The organism is Shewanella sp. MF08487, assembly GCF_050848685.1.
Taxonomy (GTDB): Bacteria; Pseudomonadota; Gammaproteobacteria; order Enterobacterales; family Shewanellaceae; genus Shewanella; species Shewanella glacialipiscicola.
This window is the reverse complement of the sequence record NZ_JBOZPB010000027.1, coordinates 14,692-37,475: the sequence shown is the minus strand read 5'-3', so window position 1 is coordinate 37,475 and position 22,784 is coordinate 14,692. Positions and strand designations below refer to the sequence as shown.

The window sequence follows — 22,784 nt, the reverse complement described above, 5'->3', positions numbered from 1 at the left end:
TAACAGTATGACCAAAACCCAATGCCAACAGATGATCAATGCGTACTTTCAGGCCGAGCTTGATGTACTAGATGGCAAGCAAACCACCATTAACGGCAAAACCATGACCACCGAGGACCTAGGCGAAATCCGCGCAGGTCGGCTTGAGTGGCAACGTAATCTCGCCGCGTTTAGCCGTCCACAGGGTGGCGTCAAGTTAGCCAGTTTTTAACTTAACTCTCTAGGGGCATAAATGAGCATTATCAATGATGCGCTGGCGATATTTGCCCCGCGTTTAGCATTACAGCGCGAAGCGGCAGCAATGAGCTATCGCAACCTAAAAGGCTACGAAGCTGCCAAACCAAGCCGCACGCATAAAGCCAATAAAGAAGCGCGCGGAGCTAACCAAGCGGTATTTGCCGCAGGTAAAAGCCTGCGTGAGCAAGCCCGCTGGTTAGATGAAAACCACGACCTCAGCATTGGCATACTCGACCGCATGGAAGAACGAGTTGTCGGTGCCCAAGGTATTGTCGTTGAGCCACAACCGCGCAGTATTAGCGGTGAAATTCTTGACGAATTAGCCAATGATATTGCCCGCCGCTTTGGCGCATGGTCATTAAAGTGCGATGTAACCGGTCGCTTTAGTCGCCCCGAGCTTGAGCGCTTAGTGTTGCGTACTGCGCTGCGTGACGGCGAATGTTTTGGCCAACATGTGCTGGGTAAAATAGCTAAGTTCGGCCACCCGAACGAGCAGGGTACCCAATACAGTATCGAAGCGTTAGAGCCAGATTTTATCCCGTTTGAGCTTAACGATTTATCCAGCCGAGTGCGCCAAGGGCTTGAGGTGAACGGCTGGGGACAAGTAGTTAACTATCACGTATTGCTCGACCACCCAGCCGATCAGCTGGGCTTTCGCCACAAAACTAAAGTGGTACCCGCATCGAGCATGATGCACCTAGGCATGTTCAAGCGCCTGCACCAGCTGCGCGGTGTGTCGATATTTCACGGCATTTTAACCCGCTTAGGTGACATAAAAGATTACGAAGAATCTGAGCGCGTAGCCGCAAGGATTGCCGCTGCACTGGCGTTCTACATCAAGCGTGGCGATGCCAGCATGTTTATTGCCGATCAAAGTGGCGAGCACGATAACCGCAGTATTCCTATTGCGCCAGGCATGACATTTGACGACCTAAAGCCCGGTGAAGATGTGGGCATGATTGAGTCAAACCGCCCCAATGTGCATCTAGTTGATTTTCGCAACGGCCAATTAAAAGCCTGTGCAGCAGGTACGCGCGGTAGTTATTCCAGCATTGCCCGTGACTACAAAGGCAGTTACTCAAGCCAACGCCAAGAGTTGGTTGAGCAAGACGAATCGAACCGCATTATGCAGCAATGGTTTTGTGCCGGTTGGTCGCGCCCTGTGTTCCGCAACTTCTTAAAAATGGAAATGTTCAACAAGCAGGATCCTTTAGTGTTGCCGCCTGATATCGACATGCGCACCTTATTTGATGCCGTGTACTACGGCCCCACCATGCCATGGATTGACCCACGCAAAGAGGCCGAAGGCTGGGAAATGATGATTGCGGGTAATGCCGCGACTGAGGCCGAATGGGCACGCGCCCGTGGCCGTAACCCTGCGGAAGTAAAACGCCAGCGCAAACGCGAGGTGGAATACAACCGCGAAAACAACATGGTCACGGCCAACGACCCCGACCCATCGCTAGGAGAATCAACCAGTGAAGAAAACCAAAATAGCAATAGCGACAGCAGCACTAAGCGCAATGCTGCCAAGCGGAGCGCTGACCGCGCCCGCCGCAACGCTGAACCAGAGCAATAAGCCCTCAAATAGCTGGTACAGCTTAAAGGCACAAAACGGCAATGCCGAGTTGATGATCTACGACGAGATTGGCGGTTGGGGCATTTCAGCCAAACAGTTCGCTCGTGATCTGCAAGCGCTTGGCAAGGTTGGAACTATCACCGCCCGTATTCATTCGCCAGGCGGCGATGTGTTTGAGGGTATGGCGATTTACAACATGATCAAAGGCCACCCCGCGCACAAGGTGTGTTACATCGATGGCTTAGCGGCATCAATGGCCAGTGTTATTGCCATGGCCTTTGATGAAATCATCATTCCTGAAAACGCCATGATGATGATCCATAAGCCATGGGGCGGCACCCTAGGTGATGCGGATGATATGCGCAAATACGCCGACTTACTCGACAAAGTAGAAGGTAACTTAGTCGGGGCTTATCAACAAAAAACAGGCTTACCCGAAGATGAACTTCACGCCTTATTAGCCGCTGAAACATGGTTAACAGGCCGCGAAGCAGTGGAAAAAGGTTTTGCCAACACACTAACCGATCCGCTGCAAATGGCGGCATCACTTAATTCAAAACGTCTTAAGGATTTTACTAATATGCCTGAACATCTAAAAAACCTGTTTGCACCAAAGGGAAACATCCCTTCGCCTGCACCACAACCCGCGCCTGCGCCAGCTCCTGTTATCAGCGCTCAGGTTCCTGCACCACTTGCAGCCCAACCAGATGCTGCCACCATTCAAGCAGCTGCAATTGCGTTTAATACTGCGCGCATGACCGGCATTAACGCCGCGTTCGCTATGTTCCCGCAATTGACTGATCTGAAGAATGAGTGTTTAGCCGATGCCAACATCAATGCTGATAAAGCCAAAGACATGATCTTGGCAAAGCTGGGTGAGAACACCACACCGTGCGCTACATTACCTCGCACTATCATTCACTCGGGTAACGGCAATATCGTAGGTGACTCGATTCGTGCTCAGTTAATGGCACGTTCCGGCCATGCAAAAGCCGAAGCTAGCAACAACTATTCGAGCTACACCATGCTTGAGTTGGCACGCGCCTCACTGTTGGATCGCGGCATCGGCTGCGCAGGATTCAACAAAATGGATATGGTCGGCTTAGCCTTTACCCACAGTTCAAGTGACTTTGGCAATATCCTGTTAGATGTGGCGAATAAGTCAGTGTTAATGGGCTGGGAAACCGCCGAAGAAACTTTTGAGCGCTGGACTAAAAAAGGTCAACTAGGAAACTTTAATATCGCTAAACGTATAGGTCTTGGCGACTTTAACAGTCTGCGCCAAGTACGTGAAGGTGCTGAATATAAGTACGTCACCGTTGGCGACCATGCGCAACAAATCGCGCTAGCCACCTATGGCGAACTGTTCAGCATTACTCGCCAAGCCATCATTAACGACGATATGAGTATGTTGACTGATATCCCAATGAAAATGGGCTTTGCCGCCAAAGGCACCATTGGAGACTTGGTTTATGCGGTGCTAACGCAAAACCCTAAAATGAGCGATGGCAAAGCATTGTTCCACGCTGACCACGGCAACTTAGGTGCAGGCGTACCTAGTGTCGCTGCGCTCGATGCCAACCGCATGTTAATGCGCAAGCAAAAATCGGGTAATCGCAGTCTCAATATTCGTCCTGCATTTGTGCTGTGTCCTGTGTCACTCGAAACCACCATGAACCAGATCATCAAGTCCAGTTCAGTTAAAGGTGCCGATGTGAACGCGGGTATCGCTAACCCCATTCAAAACTTTGCCGAAGTGATTGCCGAGGCTCGTTTGGATGATCACAGCGATAAAGAATGGTTTCTTTCCGCTGGACAAGGCCGCGACACTATTGAGGTGGCTTACCTCGACGGTATCGATACACCTTACATCGAGCAGCAACAAGGCTTCAATATTGACGGCGTAGCCACCAAAGTGCGTATCGATGCGGGCGTTGCACCACTTGATTACCGTGGCTTGGTTAAATCAACAGGCGTGTAAGTAGCGCTAATCCATCATAAAGGGCTATCAAACGATAGCCCTTTTTCATTCAGTTTTTTAAGCAGGATTATTCACATGAAAAATTATGTGCAAGATGGCAAGACCATCAGCTTTACGCCAGCGGCAGCGGTTGCCAGTGGCGCGGCGGTATTACTGGGTAAATTATTGGTAGTGGCAGTGGGTGCTATTGCTGCTGATACCGAAGGCACGGGCATTACTGAAGGCGTGTTTGAACTGCCGAAAAAGTCCACTGATGTGCTCGCGGTTGGTGCGGCAGTATATTGGGACGCCACCGCCAAAGAGCTCACATCGCTCGACACGGGTAACACCTTAGCTGGCAAAGCATGGGCTGCTGCGGCAAACCCATCGCCCACGGTTTGGGTGAAGATCAATGCCTAATGTGGGCAGGGCCTTTGCTGAGCGCGTGCGGGGTAAAATGGTGCGGGTGTTTCAGCGGTTGGCTGATCCGTGCCTTTTTACCCCAATTGATGGCTCAGCGCCTTTTACTCGCCTGGTCAGCCTTGATGATAACGGTGCCGAAATCGCGGCATCGTCTAATGAATATGTTCCCGAGCTAATTAGCCGTGCCGAGTTTTTACAATCCGAAGGAGCGGTAAATTCAGGTGATGAGTTTGCCCTTGGCAGTATTGACTTGGCGGGTGAGTTTGTACCTAACGGCCAGCTAGCAAGGCTCACTCAGCGGGTTGGCATGGATTCGGTCTGTGTCACCTTTATCTATATTCAGCTAGAGGGTTAATCATGGCGCGAATAAAGATTGAAGGAATGGAGGCTGTCACCAAAGAGCTTAACCGCATTCGTGCCGCCCAAACGCCAGCGATAACCAAGGCGATTATAGATACGGTTCAGTTTGGTAAACAAACCGCTATTGATGCCATCTTTAATAAATATGGATACGTATCAAAAAGCTATGTAGAAAATCTGTTTACCTACAGTATCGACCCACGCAACCTAAAAGGTCATGTTACCGCAAGATTTCGGCCGAGTACCTTAACTCGGTTTGCGCGGCCACTAACCCGTACAGGTAGGCGCGTTGCGTCACGTTCTGACGGGCACATGATCAACCCAATACGCAATGAACCGCATTGGTTTAAAGGTACTTTTACCTTCATTGGTAAAAACGGCAATTTCTTGATGTATCAGCGTTTCCAAGGGCAAAAGTGGCGCACATTTAAACAAGCCAAAGCCGCAGGCAATAAATCCATGTACGGCCCGTCAGTCGCTGGCAGTTTTAGGTCAATACAAAAAGAGATTGAACCGCCTGTTATCCGTTTTCTGCGTGAGCGTTACGGCCAATACAGCGGCAATTAGCCTCGCAATCTAAGGACTCCACATGATCCAAGCAATCTTAGACCGCCTTGCGCTGGTTAACGGCGCGACTGTGCGTGAAGGTTTTTACGTGCAGTCTATCGCCAAAGAAAGCAAATTTGTGTTTTTGCAGCCGTATACCGACGGATTTGGCGCCGTTAATGGTCGAGATAAGTATCGTGATGATTTGGCGCTGCAAGTGGTTGCTGGCATTAATCTGACAGCAACCAAAACGCCCACCGCTGACTTAATTAACTTGGTACGTGATATTCGTACCACGTTTTATTTCGATGAAAGATCAGTTGAGAAACCCAGCTGGTTGCCCTCGGTGATCAGCTTTAAAGAGTCTGAGCCCTGTAAATACATTATGCCCGAAGCCCATGAAAAACATGGGTTAGCGGTTATCACCCTATCCCTTGTTAATACCGTTAAATTTGGAGACTCACTATGAGTGAAATCGTAACCGAAAGTTACATCGGCTCAGGCATCGTGTACGTTGCTGGCCGCGATGTTGGCAACGCCTCAGGCGTTAAAATTGCCATTGAACAAGATACAAAATCCCAACCCAATTACCGTGGTGGTGGCGGTAATGCTGCTGAAATTACCCGTGTTAAATCGGTTAAATTATCCTTTACCCTTAACGACTTTAGTAACCAAAACATGGCATTAGCCTTGCGCGGTAAAGTGGAAGTGCTAGCCGCGGGTGCGGTGGCTACACCAGAGTCGATCATCGCAGTGCTTGATGGCTTAGCCGACACCGCGTTTATGATTGATACCACGGTTGAGCCTGTTGTTACCGATACCTCTGCCGCGACTACGTTTATCAAAGACACCGACTATGTGGTGAGTGCGGGCGGTATTCGTGCGTTATCGACAGGTTCGATTACAGCAGAGCAACCGCTTAAAGTGACGTATACCAAAAAAGCCGGTAACGCGATGCAAGCGCTTACCGAATCGGGTCAAACGGTGCCGGTGGTGATCGACGGCGTAAACGATGCCACTGGCAAACCGTGGACATTGAAGTTTTTTAAATGGACGCCAAGCCCCACTGCGGGCATGGACCTTATCGGCGATGACTTTGGTAGCTTTGATATTGAAGGCGGTGTATTAGCCGATGCGTCAGTTGTTGCCACCGGTAAGTCTAAGTTCTTCGTCCGTAGCGCGGCATCGTAAGCCCGTCAGTTTAGCCAAGCCCACAGCATTGATTCAGTGTTGTGGGCTTTTTTATTAACCGACTAGGTTAAAAACCAAAGCAATAACAAAGCTTTGCCTTTTAACTTAACCGTTCCTGCATACAGATAATATAACGAGATCCAATCATGAGTTTTAAAGACCAAGAAATCAATCTAGTCATCCAAGGTAAAGATCTGTTCTCTGCTGAGGCTAAAAAGTCTGAGCAAGCGTTGCAGGAGTTGGGGCGCGAAAGCGAAAAGCTCAATGAGCAACTTGATGATTTAAAGCGCCAGCAAGAGGCGATTAAGGCAATAGACTCACTAACTGAATCTATCAATAAGGGGAAACTTGCCTATGTCGATAATGCCCAAGCGCTCGACAAATTAAAGCAAGAGCAGAAACAGGCTAGCACTGAGGCAAAAAACCTTGAAAAATCGCAGCAAGATGCGGCTGCCTCAACGTCTAAACTCGAAAATGAATACAGCCAAACAGCAGTACAGCTGGCTAATTATGATAGCCAACTAGCCTCCGCTCGCGCCGAAGTTGAACGTTTAACCACGACTCAAAATAAAGGTGCACAGGCCAGCCAAGCACAGGCGCAAGCATTATCCGCTGCAAAAACCGATTTGCAGCAGCTTGAGACTGCACAAAAAAATACCGCTGCCAGCGCCAGTAAACTGGCAAATGAGCTTGAACAAGAACGTGGCGAGTTGACGCGGTTAGACGCTGAGGTTGAAAAGGCTGGTCGTAATAAAGCTGAATATGCACTTAAAGTTAAAACGGCTAGTAATGAGTTAACTAACCTTGGCAGAAGCCTTGGTAGCAATAAAGCGCAATTAGATAAGCAACAAGCCGTGCTCAATAAAGCCGGCATTGATATGGGTAAACTTGCCGATGCTAGCCAAGAATTAAAAACCAAACAAGCTGGCGCAGAAGCCGCGCTTAAAGGGGTTAACGATAAATTAGCACAGCACGATAGATTATTAGTTGAGTCTAAAAACTCGGCCAAGGTCGCTAACGCACAAACTGACCTAACCACCAAGGCAGTGAGCACGCTGGCTAAGGCTTATGCGGTATTGCTGTCAGCACAGCAGGCGGTGCAAACGGTAAAAAGTGGCGTTGAAAACTACGGTGAGTTAGAAGCCGCTATTACTAAGGTTGAAAAAACCACCAACCTTGCCCGTGATACTGTGGTGAAAATGGCCGATGAGCTTAAAAACCTCAGCGAAAACGTCACCCCTACTAGCACGAATGAGCTGCTGCGCATGGCGGAAGTGGCGGGGCAGCTCGGCACTAAATCGACTGAAGATATCCTTAGTTTGGTGGCTGCGGCTGATGCGTTAGGGTTATCAACCAACTTAGCTGGTGATGAAGCGGCGACCATGCTGGCCAGAATTTTAGGGATGACTCAAGAAGGTATCCCTGAGATCCACAATTTATCCTCGGCTGTGGTAGCGCTTGGTAACGACTTTGCGATTACCGAAGCTGATATTGTGCAGATGACTAAGGAGATTGTTTCTGGTACCCGTGAAATTAACTTGGGCTCTGCCGCAGCTGCGGCGTTTGGTACTACGCTGGCAGAGTTAGGCCAGCCTGCGGAACGGTCACGAACGGCTATGCAACGCCTTGGCGCTGAGATTAACGAGGCGAGCAAAAAAGGCGGCGATTCGCTCGAGCGATTAACTAAGATTACCGGACTAACTGCTAAGCAGATTGAGCAAGATCTCGGTGACGCGCCTGAAAAGGTATTGGTTAAATTCCTTGAGGGCTTACAAAAGATTAAGGCCGAAGGCGGATTAGTCTCTGATGCCCTTAAATCGATGGGCATTGATGGCACTGAGGCGACAGGCGTACTTAGTGTATTAGCGGATGGTACAGATCGTCTAAAAGTTGCATTAGAGCTAAGTAATAAAGCCTATGCCGCTGGCGATTACCACATGAAGGAAGCGATTAAAGCTTATGCTACACAAGAATCAGCATTAGGTCGTCTATCTAACAAATTCCACACTTTAACTACCGATATTGGTGAAGCATTTTCGTATGATACTGATCTCGCTATTCGTGGTGCAGGTGATGCCATCGATAAGGTGCGTGAGGATGTTGTTAATTTGGTAGAAAGACTACCAGAATTAGTTAGCGGTTTTGTGGAGCTCGCGAAGGCAGCTAATGATTTTGTAGAGACGTTCTCTGATGACAAGGTAGGCCTATTTGAAAAAGCATTCGACAGAATAAAGCTTGGTGTTAATTCGCTGTCTTTATCATTCAAGGTGGTAACGCTTAGTGCGCAGCAAGCATTATTCGATGTCGTAAATATTAAAAACAAAGTTGCTGAATTTGGCGGTTTAAAAATAGACACCACATTTATCGATAATCTTCGAATAAAAATGAGGGAAACCGAAAAAAGCATAGAACAAGATCATAAAGATATGGCCGCCGCTGCTGCACGTATGGCGGGTGAATCTTCAATTGCGTATGAAAAACTGCTAGATGCCTCAGATAAATATAAAGGTGCAATTAATAAACTAAGTACAGAACAGCAAGCTAGTTTAAAAAATATCATTGATGGTAATAAATATAATGCTGATTCTGAAAAAATATACCGTGACTTAACTTCAGCTATTGTACTTGCTAATCGTGAGCTTGAACTTGAGGCCGAGTTTAAAAATAACGCTGCAGCTGCGAGTAAGAAAAAAGCAGAGGCAGATAAGCAAGGTGCTGAGGCTGCGAGTGCGCTTGCCGCTAGTCAATCTAAGGTTAACACCTCAACAGAACAGTATTCTGTCACAGTGGGCGAGGCCATGGCTCGTCAAGCTGAGTTAAATCAGTTACACGATCAAGGGATTATTTCAACTGAAACATTGAATAATATGACCAAGCTGCTCAATGCTTCGGTCAAGGATTACAATGTTGAAGCTGAACAGACTGTGAAGGTTGAAACGAATAAAACTAATATAACGGCTGATTTTCTTGCCAAGCGTAAAGAGCTCCAAGCGCAATATGAAAAGGGTTTACTAACCGAAAAAGAACTAAATATTTCACTGCAAGAGTTAGCGGTATCACATACTAAAGCCGTTGAACAGTCGAACAAATCGATTGCCGCAACTGGACTGTTGTCTGATGCGCAATTGGATTTGCAAGAAAAAATATTAAGGACCGAGAAAGAGGTTCGTGATCTTGAAGCCGCCTTAAAAGATGAGAACAAAGCCACGGCTGAACTGACTATCATCAAGGCTAAGTTGGCTAAAGAGGAAGCCAATTTAGCCGATCTGAAGCGCGAGTCTGTTGAGCTATCAAAGATAGAAAGCGCGACCTATGTTGAGCTGCTGGTATTGCAGCGTGACTATGAAGCGCAGCTTGAAGCCTTAGATCGTAATTTCAGAGCGGGGTTATTAACTAAGCAAGAGTACGATGCTCAATCACAAATACTCAAAGGCACGTTGAGTGAAGTCAATAAGGTGGTGGGTGAAAGCAGTAAAAAGACTGACGAAAATACCGAGGCCACCAAGCAAAACACCAAAGCCACTAAGGATAACACCGCTGCAGGTATTGAAAATGCGAAAGTTATCGCTGAGCAGCTAAGCACTATTGATGATTTTAGGCAGAGTGCATCAGCAACTCGCAATGTCATGGTGTCACTTAATACTGAATACGACTATTCAAATGCCACTATCCAAGCAATGACCGAAAGGTTAGCGCAGTTAGATAATCAAATTGCAGGAGCTGATCAAAAACGCGAACGGCGTGAAATCAATAATGCCATTAGGATGCGTGATTGGGTCGCTCAAATTGAGAGTGGTTCACTGAGCTTGCAAGAGCTGGGTCAAATTGCGGATTTAGCCAATAACTCAGTGGTGAAGCTTGCCGATAATCAGCTAGTACCCCTCAACCAAGCTATAGATGAAGCCCGTTCACGCTTTAGAGAATTAGCCGATGAAATCAATCAAACTACGCTGGATATCCAAGATAGGCTCGATGCCGCTTTGGGTAACCAAAAGGATATAGCAGAGCGTAAATTTGCAAGTGAGTTAAAAGAAGTTAATGACTTAATCACTACAGCAACCGCTTATGGTGATAGCCAGCTCATTAATAAACTGCAAAAAAGTCTTAGTGATCTAAAACAAGCGCAAGACCTAGAACGCAAGACGCAGCAAAATGCGGATAATACCGCCAAAGCCCAAAGCGCTGCCGAGGCAAAAAAACAAGCCGAGGCCAGTGCTACTACCGCTAAAGCCGCAACGGCTGCAACCACCACAACAGTGACCACGCAAACCAACACTAGCCAATCAGCTGCTAACACCAGTGATATGCAAGTGCTGCAACTGCAAGTGGGTAACAACACGTTTAACGCCCAAATGAAACGCAGCCTTGTTACCGAGTTGGTGAACGAGATCAAACGTTTGCAATCGGTTGGCGGTTAGCGCCGCCAGAAAGGGCTTTGCCCTTATAGAGTCTAGAGTCTAAACCCTGCTTTAAGGAACCCCATGACCACCATTGATACCATCGCGATTAGCGCGGATTTGCTGTGGCTAAACCGCGACAACACCCCCCGCGTTGCCGCCAACATGAAGCGCGCCTTAAACGGCGCGCCATTGGTGCAGCAAACCATTATCCCAGCGGGTATTGCCATGGAGTTAGGCACCAAATCGGGATGGATACAGCGCACTGAGTTTGAACAATTAAAAGCCCATGCCGCCATCACGTTAACCGCCTTCACGTTGGCCTATGAAGGCACCACTTACAACGTGGTTTGGGATAACACCGCAGGCGCGCCCGTAGCCGGCGAAGATGTGTTTGATGAGGTCGGGGGCTTTGAACAGCTCACTAACGTGGTTGTTAAGTTTCTAACAATGTAGCCAATTTGCGAGAGCGTTATGACAATTACCAGAGCAGACTTAAAAATATTCAAACCTGAACAATTGGGCAGTAGTGACGATGCAGGTGGTCAACGCACTAAGAACGTGGTTGAGTCAGGTAAACTCAATGAAGTGTTTCGAGCTATTTCTGATATTGACCACGCACAATCTGCCGTTGATATCGTTAAAGTTTACCCTGCGCTTGATACGGTTGACACTTCAATATTACTCGATGGTCACATCTTCATTAGTCAAAAGCCAACTGACCCACTGGTGAGTTTACTCATTGCTGAATCCGATGTGTTAAGTGACGCTGACCGCATGACCGATATGGTTGAAATCCTTGAATCGTCTGTACGTGCAGGTGAGTTGATTCGCAGGAACCTGATTGGTTTATTGGCAGGTCAAGATACCTTCCCTCGTCCGTACCTGCAAAGTGTGTATCAGTTTAACGGTGTAGATTTTTATGAAAACGTCACACTGAGACAAGGGCAAACCATTGTTATATCGGTTGAGTACCCAGGTGCTGAGAATGAGTTGTACCCACGCTTTGAACACTTTTGCCAGGTACAAAAAACCGTGACAGGTGGCACAGGTGGACAAGTGTTTTTCAAACCAGCTATGCCTTTCAATACGCCCGACCCAGGTGTTTTGTTGGGTGGTGAACAGGGTTGCACCAAACTACGTTATACAAGCAACAACGATGGTATCAAATATCACGGTGTGAGTAAGCTGACTGCAATACCTGTTGACAACGTATTAAATGTTGAAGAAACCAGCATTGAGCTATTACCTAAAATTAGAAGTGTTGCAATCAGTTCTGGTAATGCACTGGAAGGTGTTGAAGATTCACAGGGTGGTACAACTGGTGGTGCAAGCGTTATACCGTCAATGGTGTACAAAACTGCTTCAGTGCCGTCAGTTACAGGTCAGAGTACGTACATTTTTGAATTGTCAGATTTATTTGTGCATGGTTGGTTCAATAGCAACGGTGTACAAAATGTAAAGTATGTCGGTGCATGGGCTGCAAATGCTAATGTCAGTGTCGTAGGTACAACTGTTACTGTAATATTCACAGGCTATACACCGCCTGTTGGCTACACAATAGGTGTCAGCTACATAAGTGACGATAAGTATGATGTCTATTACTCGTGGATAGATTTGTCATTTCCAGTAAATAGATTGATGGTCAAGGATGAGCTGTTCGGTAGAATTACATTTGTGAATGGTACTTACGGTGGAAGTGCTATCACAATGGACACTCGCCAGAATGGGTTTGGTTTGGACATCACAGCAATACCGCTGATCGAATCAAACAGAAATGTTATTGGGTACATTAATGCTACAACAGGTGTACTCACTAAAAATCTGGACTTCAGAGGTGATTTTTCATTCACGTATAGCTGCCTTTTAGCCACAACCGCACCAGGTGAAGTTATACCTGCGGGTGATTTGAGTGTTGATTTCATACTCAAAGTGAGTGAGCCTGTTTTAGACACGTTCTACATGACGGTTGCAACCACTGCCAACACTGTATTGAGTGCCAGTGCCAATGCACTTGGTGTCATTACAGGTGCAGGTGTTACAGGTACGATTGTTAATGGTGCAGTGTCTGTCACATTTACACAGCGCGTGCAGTTGAGTTCATTGCGTTATGACATCAATGAGACTGTCACACTGTCGCCCCCGCCCGAGCTTTACGGTCTGAATCCACTGCGCATTAAAAACGGTGGTGTGGTTGATGCATTTACAGCGTGGAACACCGTATCTGTGCAAGATACTCAGGTGCAAATTGTAGCAAGCCCTACACCTGCTCAAACCATTAATGCTCGTGCTGATGCTCGCTTTGTTGACATTACCGATGCCAATGGTAAATCACTGTGGACACTCGCTAACACTCATTACACATGGGTCAAGGCCACAGGTGTTATCACCATCAATAGTGATTTTGCAGGTTTCACAGCACCGTTTATTTTGACCGACACTATTGGTGAAATTGCACTGGTGACTGAAGTCAAACCTAACCAATTAACACTGGCATCACCACTCAGCCGAAGTTATCCGATTGGTTCAAATGTGTCGAGTGTGCAGAACCTTGGTGACTTGCAAGCACGTATTGGCACTGTGCGTGATATGACCTCGTGGTCAAACAACTGGGAAATAGACGGAACCAACACCACGGCCAGTTTGAACGTGGTTGATTTCCCGATTGAAGTGCGTAACGACACTGCAATCAATGAAGATTGGGTGCTCATATTCAGTAGCCCTACAGCGTTCCGATGCGTTGGCAAACGTCTTGGTCAAATAGCCACTGGTGACACACTCAACGACTTTGCACCCATCAACCCACTCACACTGGCACCGTATTTTATCATTCGCTCAAGGGCATTTGGTGGTGGTTGGGCAACGGGTGAAGCTATTCGCTTTAGAAGTTATGCGTCGTCAAAGCCTGCAATGCTGCTGCGTACAGTGCAAAGCGGTCACAGTCAAATCACTACAGACCGCGCAGTGCTTGCATTCCGTGGCAACGAATCTTAAAGGGGTGTGAAATGGGATTACCAGTAACAGTTTACAGATGGGATGATGCGGGTGCACCACAGCTAGGTGCTTCACCGACACCGAGTGAAATCATTGCTGTATTAAAGGCCTGTCTCGTTACAGGTTATGGTGCAAAGGCTGGTTTGGGCTGGTCGGTTGCATTTGAGGATACAGGTACTCAGAAAATTGCATTTCGTAATTCCACAGTAGATGGCAGTGGTGGTTTTGTACAATATTGGTCTGTTGACGGATCAAATGCAATAAATAGAACTCTGTACGTTAAATCTGGTTCAGCAATGTCGGCATTGGATAATTTCACACACCCTAGTCTCACTTTTGTGCATTTTAATTCAGAAAATAATAGTCATTGGGTGATCATTGGTACATCGGTAGGTTTCTACATGATACCCAAAGTTGATAATATTACTATCAACTATACCTCTAGTATTGGTAACGAAGTCACATATTTCGTTGGTGATATTGATAGTAACTACAACAATGATATGACTAGATTCACTATTTGCGCTCAAAATTTCACATCAAATATGACTTCTGTGAATTACAGTCATTCGCTAGCTTACGGTGGGGTTTCGGGTTGTGGGGTTATGTATGGTGTAGACGGTAATACAAAATCTATCCCATACAGCGCAAACTCAAGCCCGATTTCAGTACAAGAAGCAAATTCAAATTACACGCTGGAAGATCAAGGTATCAATCCCGTATTGCTACCCGTAATGATTGTAAGCCCATCACCCTCAACTACGGACATTGACAACCTACAGTGTATGTTCAGTGGTAAAAACCCATATTACAGAGGGGTTATACCTGGATTATATGCATTACCGTTTGCAGGATATGGCAATGCCACCTGGCCGACTGTAAAAAACTTTGGTGGTAAAGATTGCATGTTGTTGCGTGGCTATTTCACAACAATGTGGGTCAATATAGTGGAGTGGTACTAATGTTCAAAATACTGCTCATCAAAGTTGCCCCTATTGCGATTAGACCTTTAGGGCTTATTGCCGTTGATATGGACGTCAACGCTGAACGCTTAATGGTTCTTAATCGAAAGACAGGTGAAATATTTACCAATACATTGCGACCATCAACAGGCATTGCAAAGCTGTTAGTACCAGTCATTTACACCACATCAAACGAGTTGGTAGTGGGTATACTCGATGACTCACGCGAATATGACTGTAAATTTGTAGACGGTGTAAAAGCTGAATTGGTTGATGCAAACACAGTAAATATGAGTCAATAGCATGGAATTTGACAAACCTTGGGTCAACAGGGTTTCACCGCTGAAAATCAGATTCAGTGATGTTGTCACACTCAGGTTTGACAAACTAGCTAGTGACCGCACATCACCTGTGCATTTACGCTTCAATGAATTTACAGGTGTAAAACTGAGGTTTGATTCACCTTGGGCTGATCGCTTGTCGCCAATCAAACTCAGGTTTAATGGTGATATTGAACCGCCCGTTATTGTTGACACCACCTTTGGCATTGAATGTGGTATTGGTTGGTTTGCAATGGATACAGTTGAACAAGCACTATTGTTGGCTGAATTTGCAGATGAATACCAAGTCAGTGTTGATTCCCCTTGGTTAAACTACAACTCAGATGAAATTGCACTTGTCGCAAGGTGGAGTTCTAAACTTGCAATAGATATAACCAGGGCATTCCACTGGGAAATAAACGAGGACGTTCGCACCGATACTAGCTTTAATTGGACATTACCGATTGACCACCAAAACACGGTTCAGTTTGATTGGGTTACGTCTGAAAGTCACAGGGTTGATACTGCATTTAACTGGCTCGACATTGCTGCACATCAATTACACACCCATGTTGCTTGGATTGATGGTGAGGTACAGGGTGTCGAGGTGTCATTCAAATATCAGGGTGTGTTTGTCAGCAATGATACTTCAATCAAGTGGGGTTTCAGTCAACCACGTTGGGTTTGTTCAACCAAGTATCGACCACCAACAGGTAGAGTGACACTTCGATTTAATGAGCCATTATCTACACAATCAAACCCTATTGTTTTACGGTTTACCGCTGCGCAAAATTACTGCTATTGGGATAATGGTGGCGGCGTAATTGATGGCAGCCCGACTTTACCCAATCTTGATTTTAAAATTCCGATTGAACCTCAAATCCGCAGGTACTACTTAATGCAGCCCACTATCACATGCGTACGAGTATCAGATAATTTACCGATTGTGATCGTAAGTTGTAGCATTAGCCAAAGCCGTGGCCAGTGGGCTAAATCGGTGAGCCTTGAATTTTCAAGCCGCGTCGATGCGCAGCGCGCCCATAATGCGTTATTGCTGATCACTATCAACGGTTACGAGTTTTATGCCATTGCCGAGCAGCCAAGTGTTAGCAAAGCCTTTGGCATTGAAACCCATAGCAGCACGGGCCGTTCGCGCGCCGCTGAGTTAGCATCACCTTACCTTTTGCCCATCAGTTACACTAACACTGTGCCGCGTAGCCTAGGCGGTATTATTGGTGATCTGTTGCTAAATACAGGATGGACTGCAGAGCTAAGCGGAATAACTGATTTTAGCGTACCCGCAGGCGCGTTCAGCGTGGGTAATAAGTCACCGATTGATGCAGTAAGCGAAGCCGTTACGCAACTTGGCTGCATGATATTAGCCGATGATGCCAACCGTAAACTGACCATTATCCCACGCTGGCCAACAGTGCCATGGGAAATGGCAACAGCGGTACCGGACCTAACAGTGCACGATGCTGTGATAACCAATTACAGTGAGTCAGTCTCCCGCAATCCGTTATGTGATGTTGTGTGGTTGCGTGGGGAACAACAGGGGATTAGCGCTAAGGTGAAACGCACTGGCAGCGCGGGCAATATTCCTGCTGCGGATATTAGTGCTCAGTTGATCGTAGATAACCAAGCGGCTCGCATCGCTGGCACCAATGCGCTGGCAGATACAGGCGACAAGCTCAACGTCACGCTATCCTTACCCGTCATGGTTGATTTGCCACCCGCAACGCCTGGCATGTTGATTGGTATTCGTGAAGGTGCAGAAGTTTTTAAAGGAACGTGTGACAGTTGGAGTATCCGCGCCAGCGTGAGCGATCGCGGTGATATCGATATCGAACAATCCATCACAGTGATCCGCTCAATAGAGTAACTATTAACCCCAGCGAGGCATCATGCTTAAACAACTTCAAACAGCGTTAGTATTGCCACGGATGATCATGATTGTGGATGCCGTAAACGCCGATGGCACTGTCACCGCCAGCAGTGCTAGCGGCCACACTATCCGCGCCATTGGCACCGGCACGGTAGGTGATCACATCTACGTACAAGACGGCAGGGTGCTAGGAACAGCACCCGACTTGCCATTTGTCGAGATAGAGGTTTAATTATTTATTTTAAAGTTATTGCTGAATCATTTAATTTAGTGGTGCATTTTCCATGTTTCATTCGAGTCTGAATATGACCTAACCTATTGGTTTTAACTATTCTAGACTTTGTTATGTTTTTTAAAAAAGACTCAATAACTTTATCTCTGACGGGCAGTTTAGGTGAGTTAATTGTCGTTTGATATAAATGCCCAGATAATGCTTTTATTCTTGAAATATCAGTGGACTTTGGTAGTTTAGAACGTGAATAGGCTGTCATTATTGATAGTGGGTCTGCATCTAACATGTCAGACCAAACTTCAGGGTGATGTCCATTAATTGAGCCATGATGTGGTATTTTAAATATAGATGCTTTAGCTGTAGGCTTATTTTTTGAATCAACTACCGCTTGCCAACCAGTTATTTGAGTTAAAGAACTATGTGTTTCTAAATCTGCTCCGAGTAGTACGTTTCCATGTTCTGTTACAATAAATATCGCAATAGCATTCAAGTTTTCAGACATCGGGACAAGTTTTCTTCTCAACTCATTGGTTTTAAGTAGCTTACCAATTTCAATTTTAGACTGAAAGATTGCCGCTGTTGATGGTGATAACGCCCAGATCTCAACCTTATCATGCTGAAATAATCTAAGGTCAGCTCTAGCTTGTATTGGATAAGATTTAATGTCATGCTTATTTAGTGAAATCCTTTCTGCAATCAACGATACTACTTTACTAATCTCTGAAACTCCTGATTTTTCAATGTGTTCAGGCAAATTTTGGAGCGACGTTAATGTTAGGAAATCTTTTCCAAGCATTGCATCTGGAAATACCACAAATGCATTTGTACACTCACTGACAATTTTAGAAATACCGTTAACATGGTCATCATGCCAGTGAGATACTATAACTAAAACTACATCGTTAACTGTATTGACACCTATTGAATGTAAATACTCTAACGATGCTGGATTATTTGATATTGGGTTGATACAAGAGTCGACAATTATCCATTTTCCATTTCCTATGTGTACACAAATAGCTTCGCCAACGCCAGGACCAAATAGCGAAACTTCAATTTCATTTATATCCGGTAAATCGTTACTTATTGCCACGGAAAAGTGCTTCCAAATGAGAGCCTTGCTCTTTTGCCAATTCAATTTCTTTAGATGTAAAGCCTTTTAAACGACTAAAATGAATTGCTGAGTTTTTACTTTTTGTTGAGCCGCGAAATAAATATCCAATAGACCAATAAAAAATAGCTCCCTCCTTCAATAAACAAGTATCACTGATTGAGATTTCTTCTGTACTCATAACCACTATCTCATCAGGATTAATCGGTGATGTTTTATCTATGAGTTGAGCTGTGAACTCCTCATTAACATGATCGATGCTTAATACTACTCCTTCCCATTTTTGCAGAACTTGAACTTTATCGCTTACTCTTACATAACTATTAGTTGATTTTGCTATTATATTGTTCGTGTCTAAATCAACTGGAGAGATTATTTCAGTCGTCTGTTTTATGCTGTTTGGTATTTCTGTAGATGAAATTTGCCTATGAAACGAAAAATCTATCACCTCCGATTCAATTGGAAAAGTTTTTGGTTTAGATGAAGAAAATCCAGACCAGAAATCTGCAGTTACGGTAGATGAATGTTCCAAATTATTCATTTTCTATTTCCTTTAGAATATTATTTATTCCATCTTCTGAGTTTTTATAAAAATCATCCCAGTATTCAATTAAAAAAGAGCTAAATGTTATATCTTTCCGATTCTCTACTAATTTAGCAAAACTGATATGGTCATTTAAAGTTAGTGTAACCTCTTGTTCTGGTGGGTAATTTGATGGAAATGCACTAATTAAGATATGACCTGGGATGTCATCCCATCTTTCAAGTTGTATATCAGCCTTTTTCATTCCTATTCCACCAGGTGTTGTTATTGCTTGTGGGAATGATTTAAGCCATATATCTTTAGGTGCTATAGTGTAGCCTATTTTATGCCAAGAATTAACCGTCATACATTTATATACTGAAGTTCTATTTAGCCCAATTGCTGTAATAGTAATTTCAGTTAATATATTAAAAATATTACAAGCCAAATCTCTTAGGTCTTCACTTCTTGTCATATCAGATGTATTCAAAAGGAGGCGATTATCTACAACCTCTAAAGCAAACCAAGAGGACTTAAATTGGCTCAACTGGCGATGTACAACGTTCAACTCAAGAAACGGTGGCTTTAAATCTTCTTCGTGTACAAGTTGGTGTCGAATAAACCATTGAGGATGAAAAATAGATGGATCAAATGAGCCAATAACAACAATGGAAATCGTATCCTCTTGTTTTAAGTAGCTTTTCATTCTTTTATCTTCTTCCTATTATGAAATGATTGTGTTGAATAAATTTGGCAGAAAAGTCATAAAGCATTATATGCATATATAGATGAACATAGCCATTAGCATTTATTCGTACTGTGATTTTAGATAATTATAGTATTAAAGGCTTAATTTTTTCTGCATCAAATATCATGACCATAGATATAGTTTGCTCATTTGACACATATTTATTAAATTTTTTTGACTGTGAATTAGTTAATATCTTTATCATGTAAACGCTTTGGAAACAACTCCGTATATACCTGCCACAGTGTGTTGATGTTCCTATGCCCTGTCACCTGTGCCACTTCATCAATGCTATAGCCCTTCTCAAATAGCCTGCTAGCGCCTTCGCGACGTAAATCGTGATAACGTAAATCTTCAATTCCCAATTCGTTACGCACCCGCTGAAACCCTGCAGTAACGCTGCGCTCGTTATAGGGAAAAACCCGCGCATCATTCCTCGGTTGCTTTTGCAGTATCTCCCACGCCCCACCCAACAGTGGTACCAACATGTGGTTGCCTGCTTTTTTGCGTGGGTCTTTGCGGTCACGAACGATCACCGCCTTTTGTGCTTCATCTACATCGTCCCACGTTATCCGACATACCTCACCAATACGCATGCAACTCAGTATCGAGAAATCCAGCAAATCAATATAAGGGATGTGTGCAGCCCGTTGATCTGCTCTTGCAGCTAATCCAACTTTTAACCTTTCAATCTCATCCGTAGTCGGTCTGCGCGAACGCTTGCCTGATTTAGCGATCAAGTCTTGGCTATAAAGTGCATCGTAAGCCTCAATAACCGAAATTTGTGAAACCTCATGTCCAAAATTTGATTTAGCGATTCGTAGCAGCCACCGGATCACGCTTACATCAACTGCAATGGTAGATGGACCTGTGCCTGCACTGCGCCGTAATTTACAGTGATCGATAATGTGGTGAGGCTTAATATCAGTCAGATTTAATTTAGCAATATCGCAATCCGATAACAGCCGTAAACAAAAACGCTTTGAACGACCAATGCTGCTATCGATGTTTTCATCTGTCAGGGCTTTGTCGATGATGTTGCCCAATGTAACAGGAGCCGTATCCTCAGTAGCAAACCCGTTTGACTCAATATCAATCACCCGATCTTTACCCCATGCCTCGGCAGCGGCATATTTGGTAAAGGTACGTTGCTCCGTGTATAATATTTTGCCGTTTTTCTTTACACGAACTAGGCAGCGATGCCGCACAGTGCCGTCGGCTTTTTCGCGTTTTTGAATGCTATATGATGCCATATTTTTGGTTCCCCGAACCCCTCAGTCCAATCCATTGTGGATCACTATAGGTTCCCCGAGCAATGCAAAACATGCAAAAACGTACAAAAATCAGCAAAAATATTAACTTTTCGGATTGTAATGAATTTAGATAAAACCCAGCAACACCAAGGTTTAGCGCCTAAAACCCTCGACCGAACCTTTTCCATAGCGCCCATGTTGGATTGGACAGATCACCATTATCGTTATTTTGCGCGTTTGATGTCGGCTAATGCTTTGTTGTATACGGAAATGGTGACAACAGGAGCGATATTGCATGGTCGCGGTGATTATTTAGCGTATAACCAAGAAGAACATCCTTTGGCGTTGCAGTTAGGTGGCTCTAATCCTGTCGATTTAGCGCGCTGCGCTAAACTTGCGGCTGAGCGTGGCTATGATGAAGTGAATCTCAATGTCGGTTGTCCTTCTGATCGTGTGCAGAATGGCCGTTTTGGCGCTTGCTTGATGGCCGAACCTGAGCTGGTGGCGGAATGCGTCGATGCCATGAAGCAGGTCGTTGATATTCCCGTTACAGTTAAAACGCGTATTGGAATTGATGAACAAGATAGTTACGAGTTTCTCACGCAGTTTATTGATGTTGTTAGCGCAAAAGGTTGTACGGATTTTACTATTCATGCACGTAAAGCTTGGCTTCAGGGCTTGAGTCCCAAGGAGAATCGTGAGATCCCGCCGCTTGATTATGCGCGCGTATATCAACTTAAGCGTGATTATCCTGCGCTTAATATTGGTATTAATGGCGGTGTTACCACACTTGAGCAAGCGCAAACCCATTTGGCGCAACTTGATGGGGTGATGATGGGGCGTGAGGCCTACCAGAATCCCTATATTCTGGCGCAGGTGGATCAAATATTGTGTGGCAGCCAACAGGCGGTGATAAGCCGTGAAGATGTCATTGAGGCTATGTTGCCTTATATCGAAGCACATTTGCAGTCGGGTGGCCGGCTCAATCACATTACTCGGCATATGATTGGGTTATTCCAAGGTTTACCAGGTGCCCGTGCGTGGCGTCGTTATTTGAGTGAAAATGCCCATAAAAACGGTGCAGGCATTGAAGTAGTAAAACAAGCATTTCAAAATATTCAAGCTGAAACAGCAGTGTAGTTTTTCTTATGTTAAAAAATGGTGAGATTTACTAAGTTGAATAGTATTTTTCACCACTTACATTTTTTTAATCCATTCCTTTATCTCTCCTTACTTGCCTTTGAGTTTTAATTTATTATAAATCATATGCTTAATCTTAATTTATAAGTTGGCATGCAGTTTGTAATACTCCTTTCGTCAAGTAAATTAATCGAAAGGGATGCCATCATGTTTACATTAACCATTAAAAAAACAGTGCAAGTGAGTGTGTTACTCGGTGCGTTATTCGGAAGCGTTGCAGTACAAGCAGAAGCTACACCAATGTCGGATGTCGCTGGAGCTATTGAACAAACATTAACCAAGCAAACACAAGAGTTACTCGTCAGCGCTAAGCGTGAATTAGTGTTATCGCTACATACTCAGCTTGCAGAAACTATTTATGATTTTAATAGTCAACTTGGCTTAAATGCTGAACATAAAAGTGAGTTGGTGAGTGCTGATGAATATAGTGCTAATTAAGGGAACCGCAGATGTGGTTTGTAGCACCTTTAATGACTTTGCTACTGTTACCTGTAATTAGTCTTGCGTTGTTTTCAGGCATTATTTGCTGGTTTCAGTGGCATAGTGATAAATAAATTACCATCAATTGAGTCGAGGTTTGAGATGAAACGAGTAAAAGCACGTATGGAGAGCCCAGAGCGATTAGTGTGTGGCGTTGCCGCTGATATGGCATCTAAGTTTGGTTGGTCTTGCTTTTGGACTCGTATGGTATGGGTTGGCGTGACGGTATTTATGCCAAGTGTGAGTTTACTGATTTACTTTGTTTTAGCTTTGCTAGCTGAACAATGGAAAAAACCGGTTTAAGCCTATTGAACGGACTTATATTTGATAAGTTAAATGGTTTGCCGTGGCTTTAAAATAAAAGTAAACGTTTAGCAACAAGA

General features: G+C 44.9%; 22 protein-coding genes. 18 read left to right on the top strand and 4 right to left on the bottom strand.

Annotation, left to right across the window (positions count from 1 at the left end):
• The first annotated feature begins 7 nt into the window (after positions 1 to 7).
• From ACRN9H_RS16540 to ACRN9H_RS16470, 15 genes are all read left to right on the top strand, one after another.
• Positions 8 to 211, top strand: a complete 204-nt coding sequence (locus ACRN9H_RS16540; protein ID WP_432315204.1) for a hypothetical protein — start codon at positions 8 to 10, stop codon at positions 209 to 211.
• A gap of 21 nt (positions 212 to 232) precedes the next feature.
• A complete protein-coding gene (locus ACRN9H_RS16535) occupies positions 233 to 1,816 on the top strand; it encodes a phage portal protein (protein WP_432315203.1) in 1,584 nt (527 codons plus the stop codon).
• Entirely contained in the window at positions 1,716 to 3,797 is a 2,082-nt protein-coding gene (locus ACRN9H_RS16530) for a ClpP-like prohead protease/major capsid protein fusion protein (RefSeq protein ID WP_432315202.1), read from the top strand. The genes ACRN9H_RS16535 and ACRN9H_RS16530 overlap by 101 nt, the downstream gene beginning before the upstream one ends.
• A 75-nt stretch (positions 3,798 to 3,872) precedes the next feature.
• Complete coding sequence (locus tag ACRN9H_RS16525; RefSeq protein WP_432315200.1) at positions 3,873 to 4,196, top strand: DUF2190 family protein; 324 nt, start codon at positions 3,873 to 3,875, stop codon at positions 4,194 to 4,196.
• Positions 4,189 to 4,554 (top strand): hypothetical protein, encoded by a 366-nt coding sequence (locus ACRN9H_RS16520; protein WP_432315198.1) that lies wholly within the window; start codon positions 4,189 to 4,191, stop codon positions 4,552 to 4,554. Before ACRN9H_RS16525 ends, ACRN9H_RS16520 begins: the two co-directional genes overlap by 8 nt.
• Positions 4,555 to 4,556: 2 nt before the next feature.
• Positions 4,557 to 5,126, top strand: coding sequence for a hypothetical protein (locus tag ACRN9H_RS16515; RefSeq protein WP_432315197.1), 570 nt, complete (start codon positions 4,557 to 4,559; stop codon positions 5,124 to 5,126).
• Between the two features lie 22 nt (positions 5,127 to 5,148).
• Entirely contained in the window at positions 5,149 to 5,574 is a 426-nt protein-coding gene (locus ACRN9H_RS16510) for a hypothetical protein (RefSeq protein WP_432315196.1), read from the top strand.
• A complete protein-coding gene (locus tag ACRN9H_RS16505) occupies positions 5,571 to 6,296 on the top strand; it encodes a hypothetical protein (protein WP_432315194.1) in 726 nt (241 codons plus the stop codon). The genes ACRN9H_RS16510 and ACRN9H_RS16505 overlap by 4 nt, the downstream gene beginning before the upstream one ends.
• A 146-nt stretch (positions 6,297 to 6,442) precedes the next feature.
• Positions 6,443 to 10,714 (top strand): phage tail tape measure protein, encoded by a 4,272-nt coding sequence (locus tag ACRN9H_RS16500; RefSeq protein WP_432315192.1) that lies wholly within the window; start codon positions 6,443 to 6,445, stop codon positions 10,712 to 10,714.
• 63 nt (positions 10,715 to 10,777) lie between these two features.
• Positions 10,778 to 11,149, top strand: a complete 372-nt coding sequence (locus ACRN9H_RS16495) for a hypothetical protein (RefSeq protein ID WP_432315190.1) — start codon at positions 10,778 to 10,780, stop codon at positions 11,147 to 11,149.
• Between the two features lie 18 nt (positions 11,150 to 11,167).
• On the top strand, positions 11,168 to 13,687 hold the full coding sequence (locus ACRN9H_RS16490) for a hypothetical protein (RefSeq protein ID WP_432315188.1): 2,520 nt from the start codon (positions 11,168 to 11,170) through the stop codon (positions 13,685 to 13,687).
• Positions 13,688 to 13,698: 11 nt separating this feature from the next.
• Positions 13,699 to 14,649, top strand: coding sequence for a hypothetical protein (locus ACRN9H_RS16485; protein ID WP_432315186.1), 951 nt, complete (start codon positions 13,699 to 13,701; stop codon positions 14,647 to 14,649).
• Positions 14,649 to 14,951, top strand: coding sequence for a hypothetical protein (locus tag ACRN9H_RS16480; protein ID WP_432315185.1), 303 nt, complete (start codon positions 14,649 to 14,651; stop codon positions 14,949 to 14,951). Before ACRN9H_RS16485 ends, ACRN9H_RS16480 begins: the two co-directional genes overlap by 1 nt.
• 1 nt (position 14,952) lies before the next feature.
• Complete coding sequence (locus tag ACRN9H_RS16475) at positions 14,953 to 16,851, top strand: hypothetical protein (RefSeq protein WP_432315184.1); 1,899 nt, start codon at positions 14,953 to 14,955, stop codon at positions 16,849 to 16,851.
• A gap of 22 nt (positions 16,852 to 16,873) precedes the next feature.
• Positions 16,874 to 17,086 (top strand): hypothetical protein, encoded by a 213-nt coding sequence (locus ACRN9H_RS16470; protein WP_432315182.1) that lies wholly within the window; start codon positions 16,874 to 16,876, stop codon positions 17,084 to 17,086.
• A 4-nt stretch (positions 17,087 to 17,090) separates the two neighbouring features.
• Here the strand turns inward: ACRN9H_RS16470 and ACRN9H_RS16465 are convergent, their stop codons facing one another.
• The 4 genes from ACRN9H_RS16465 to ACRN9H_RS16450 form a co-directional block, all read right to left on the bottom strand.
• Positions 17,091 to 18,179, bottom strand: coding sequence for a hypothetical protein (locus ACRN9H_RS16465; RefSeq protein ID WP_432315180.1), 1,089 nt, complete (start codon positions 18,177 to 18,179; stop codon positions 17,091 to 17,093).
• Positions 18,166 to 18,738 carry a hypothetical protein gene (locus ACRN9H_RS16460; RefSeq protein WP_432315178.1) on the bottom strand — a complete coding sequence of 191 codons (573 nt, stop codon included), beginning with the start codon at positions 18,736 to 18,738 and terminating at the stop codon, positions 18,166 to 18,168. Before ACRN9H_RS16460 ends, ACRN9H_RS16465 begins: the two co-directional genes overlap by 14 nt.
• Positions 18,731 to 19,426, bottom strand: coding sequence for a hypothetical protein (locus ACRN9H_RS16455; RefSeq protein WP_432315177.1), 696 nt, complete (start codon positions 19,424 to 19,426; stop codon positions 18,731 to 18,733). Before ACRN9H_RS16455 ends, ACRN9H_RS16460 begins: the two co-directional genes overlap by 8 nt.
• 227 nt (positions 19,427 to 19,653) lie before the next feature.
• Positions 19,654 to 20,721 (bottom strand): tyrosine-type recombinase/integrase, encoded by a 1,068-nt coding sequence (locus tag ACRN9H_RS16450; protein WP_432315175.1) that lies wholly within the window; start codon positions 20,719 to 20,721, stop codon positions 19,654 to 19,656.
• Positions 20,722 to 20,841: 120 nt separating this feature from the next.
• Here ACRN9H_RS16450 and dusA point away from each other — a divergent pair, with 120 nt between their 5' ends.
• The 3 genes from dusA (at position 20,842) to ACRN9H_RS16435 (ending at position 22,704) form a co-directional block, all read left to right on the top strand.
• Entirely contained in the window at positions 20,842 to 21,861 is a 1,020-nt protein-coding gene (gene dusA / locus ACRN9H_RS16445; RefSeq protein ID WP_432315173.1) for a tRNA dihydrouridine(20/20a) synthase DusA, read from the top strand.
• A gap of 207 nt (positions 21,862 to 22,068) precedes the next feature.
• Positions 22,069 to 22,359 carry a hypothetical protein gene (locus ACRN9H_RS16440; protein ID WP_263189446.1) on the top strand — a complete coding sequence of 97 codons (291 nt, stop codon included), beginning with the start codon at positions 22,069 to 22,071 and terminating at the stop codon, positions 22,357 to 22,359.
• 144 nt (positions 22,360 to 22,503) lie between these two features.
• Positions 22,504 to 22,704 (top strand): PspC domain-containing protein, encoded by a 201-nt coding sequence (locus ACRN9H_RS16435; RefSeq protein WP_432315171.1) that lies wholly within the window; start codon positions 22,504 to 22,506, stop codon positions 22,702 to 22,704.
• Positions 22,705 to 22,784: the final 80 nt, after the last annotated feature.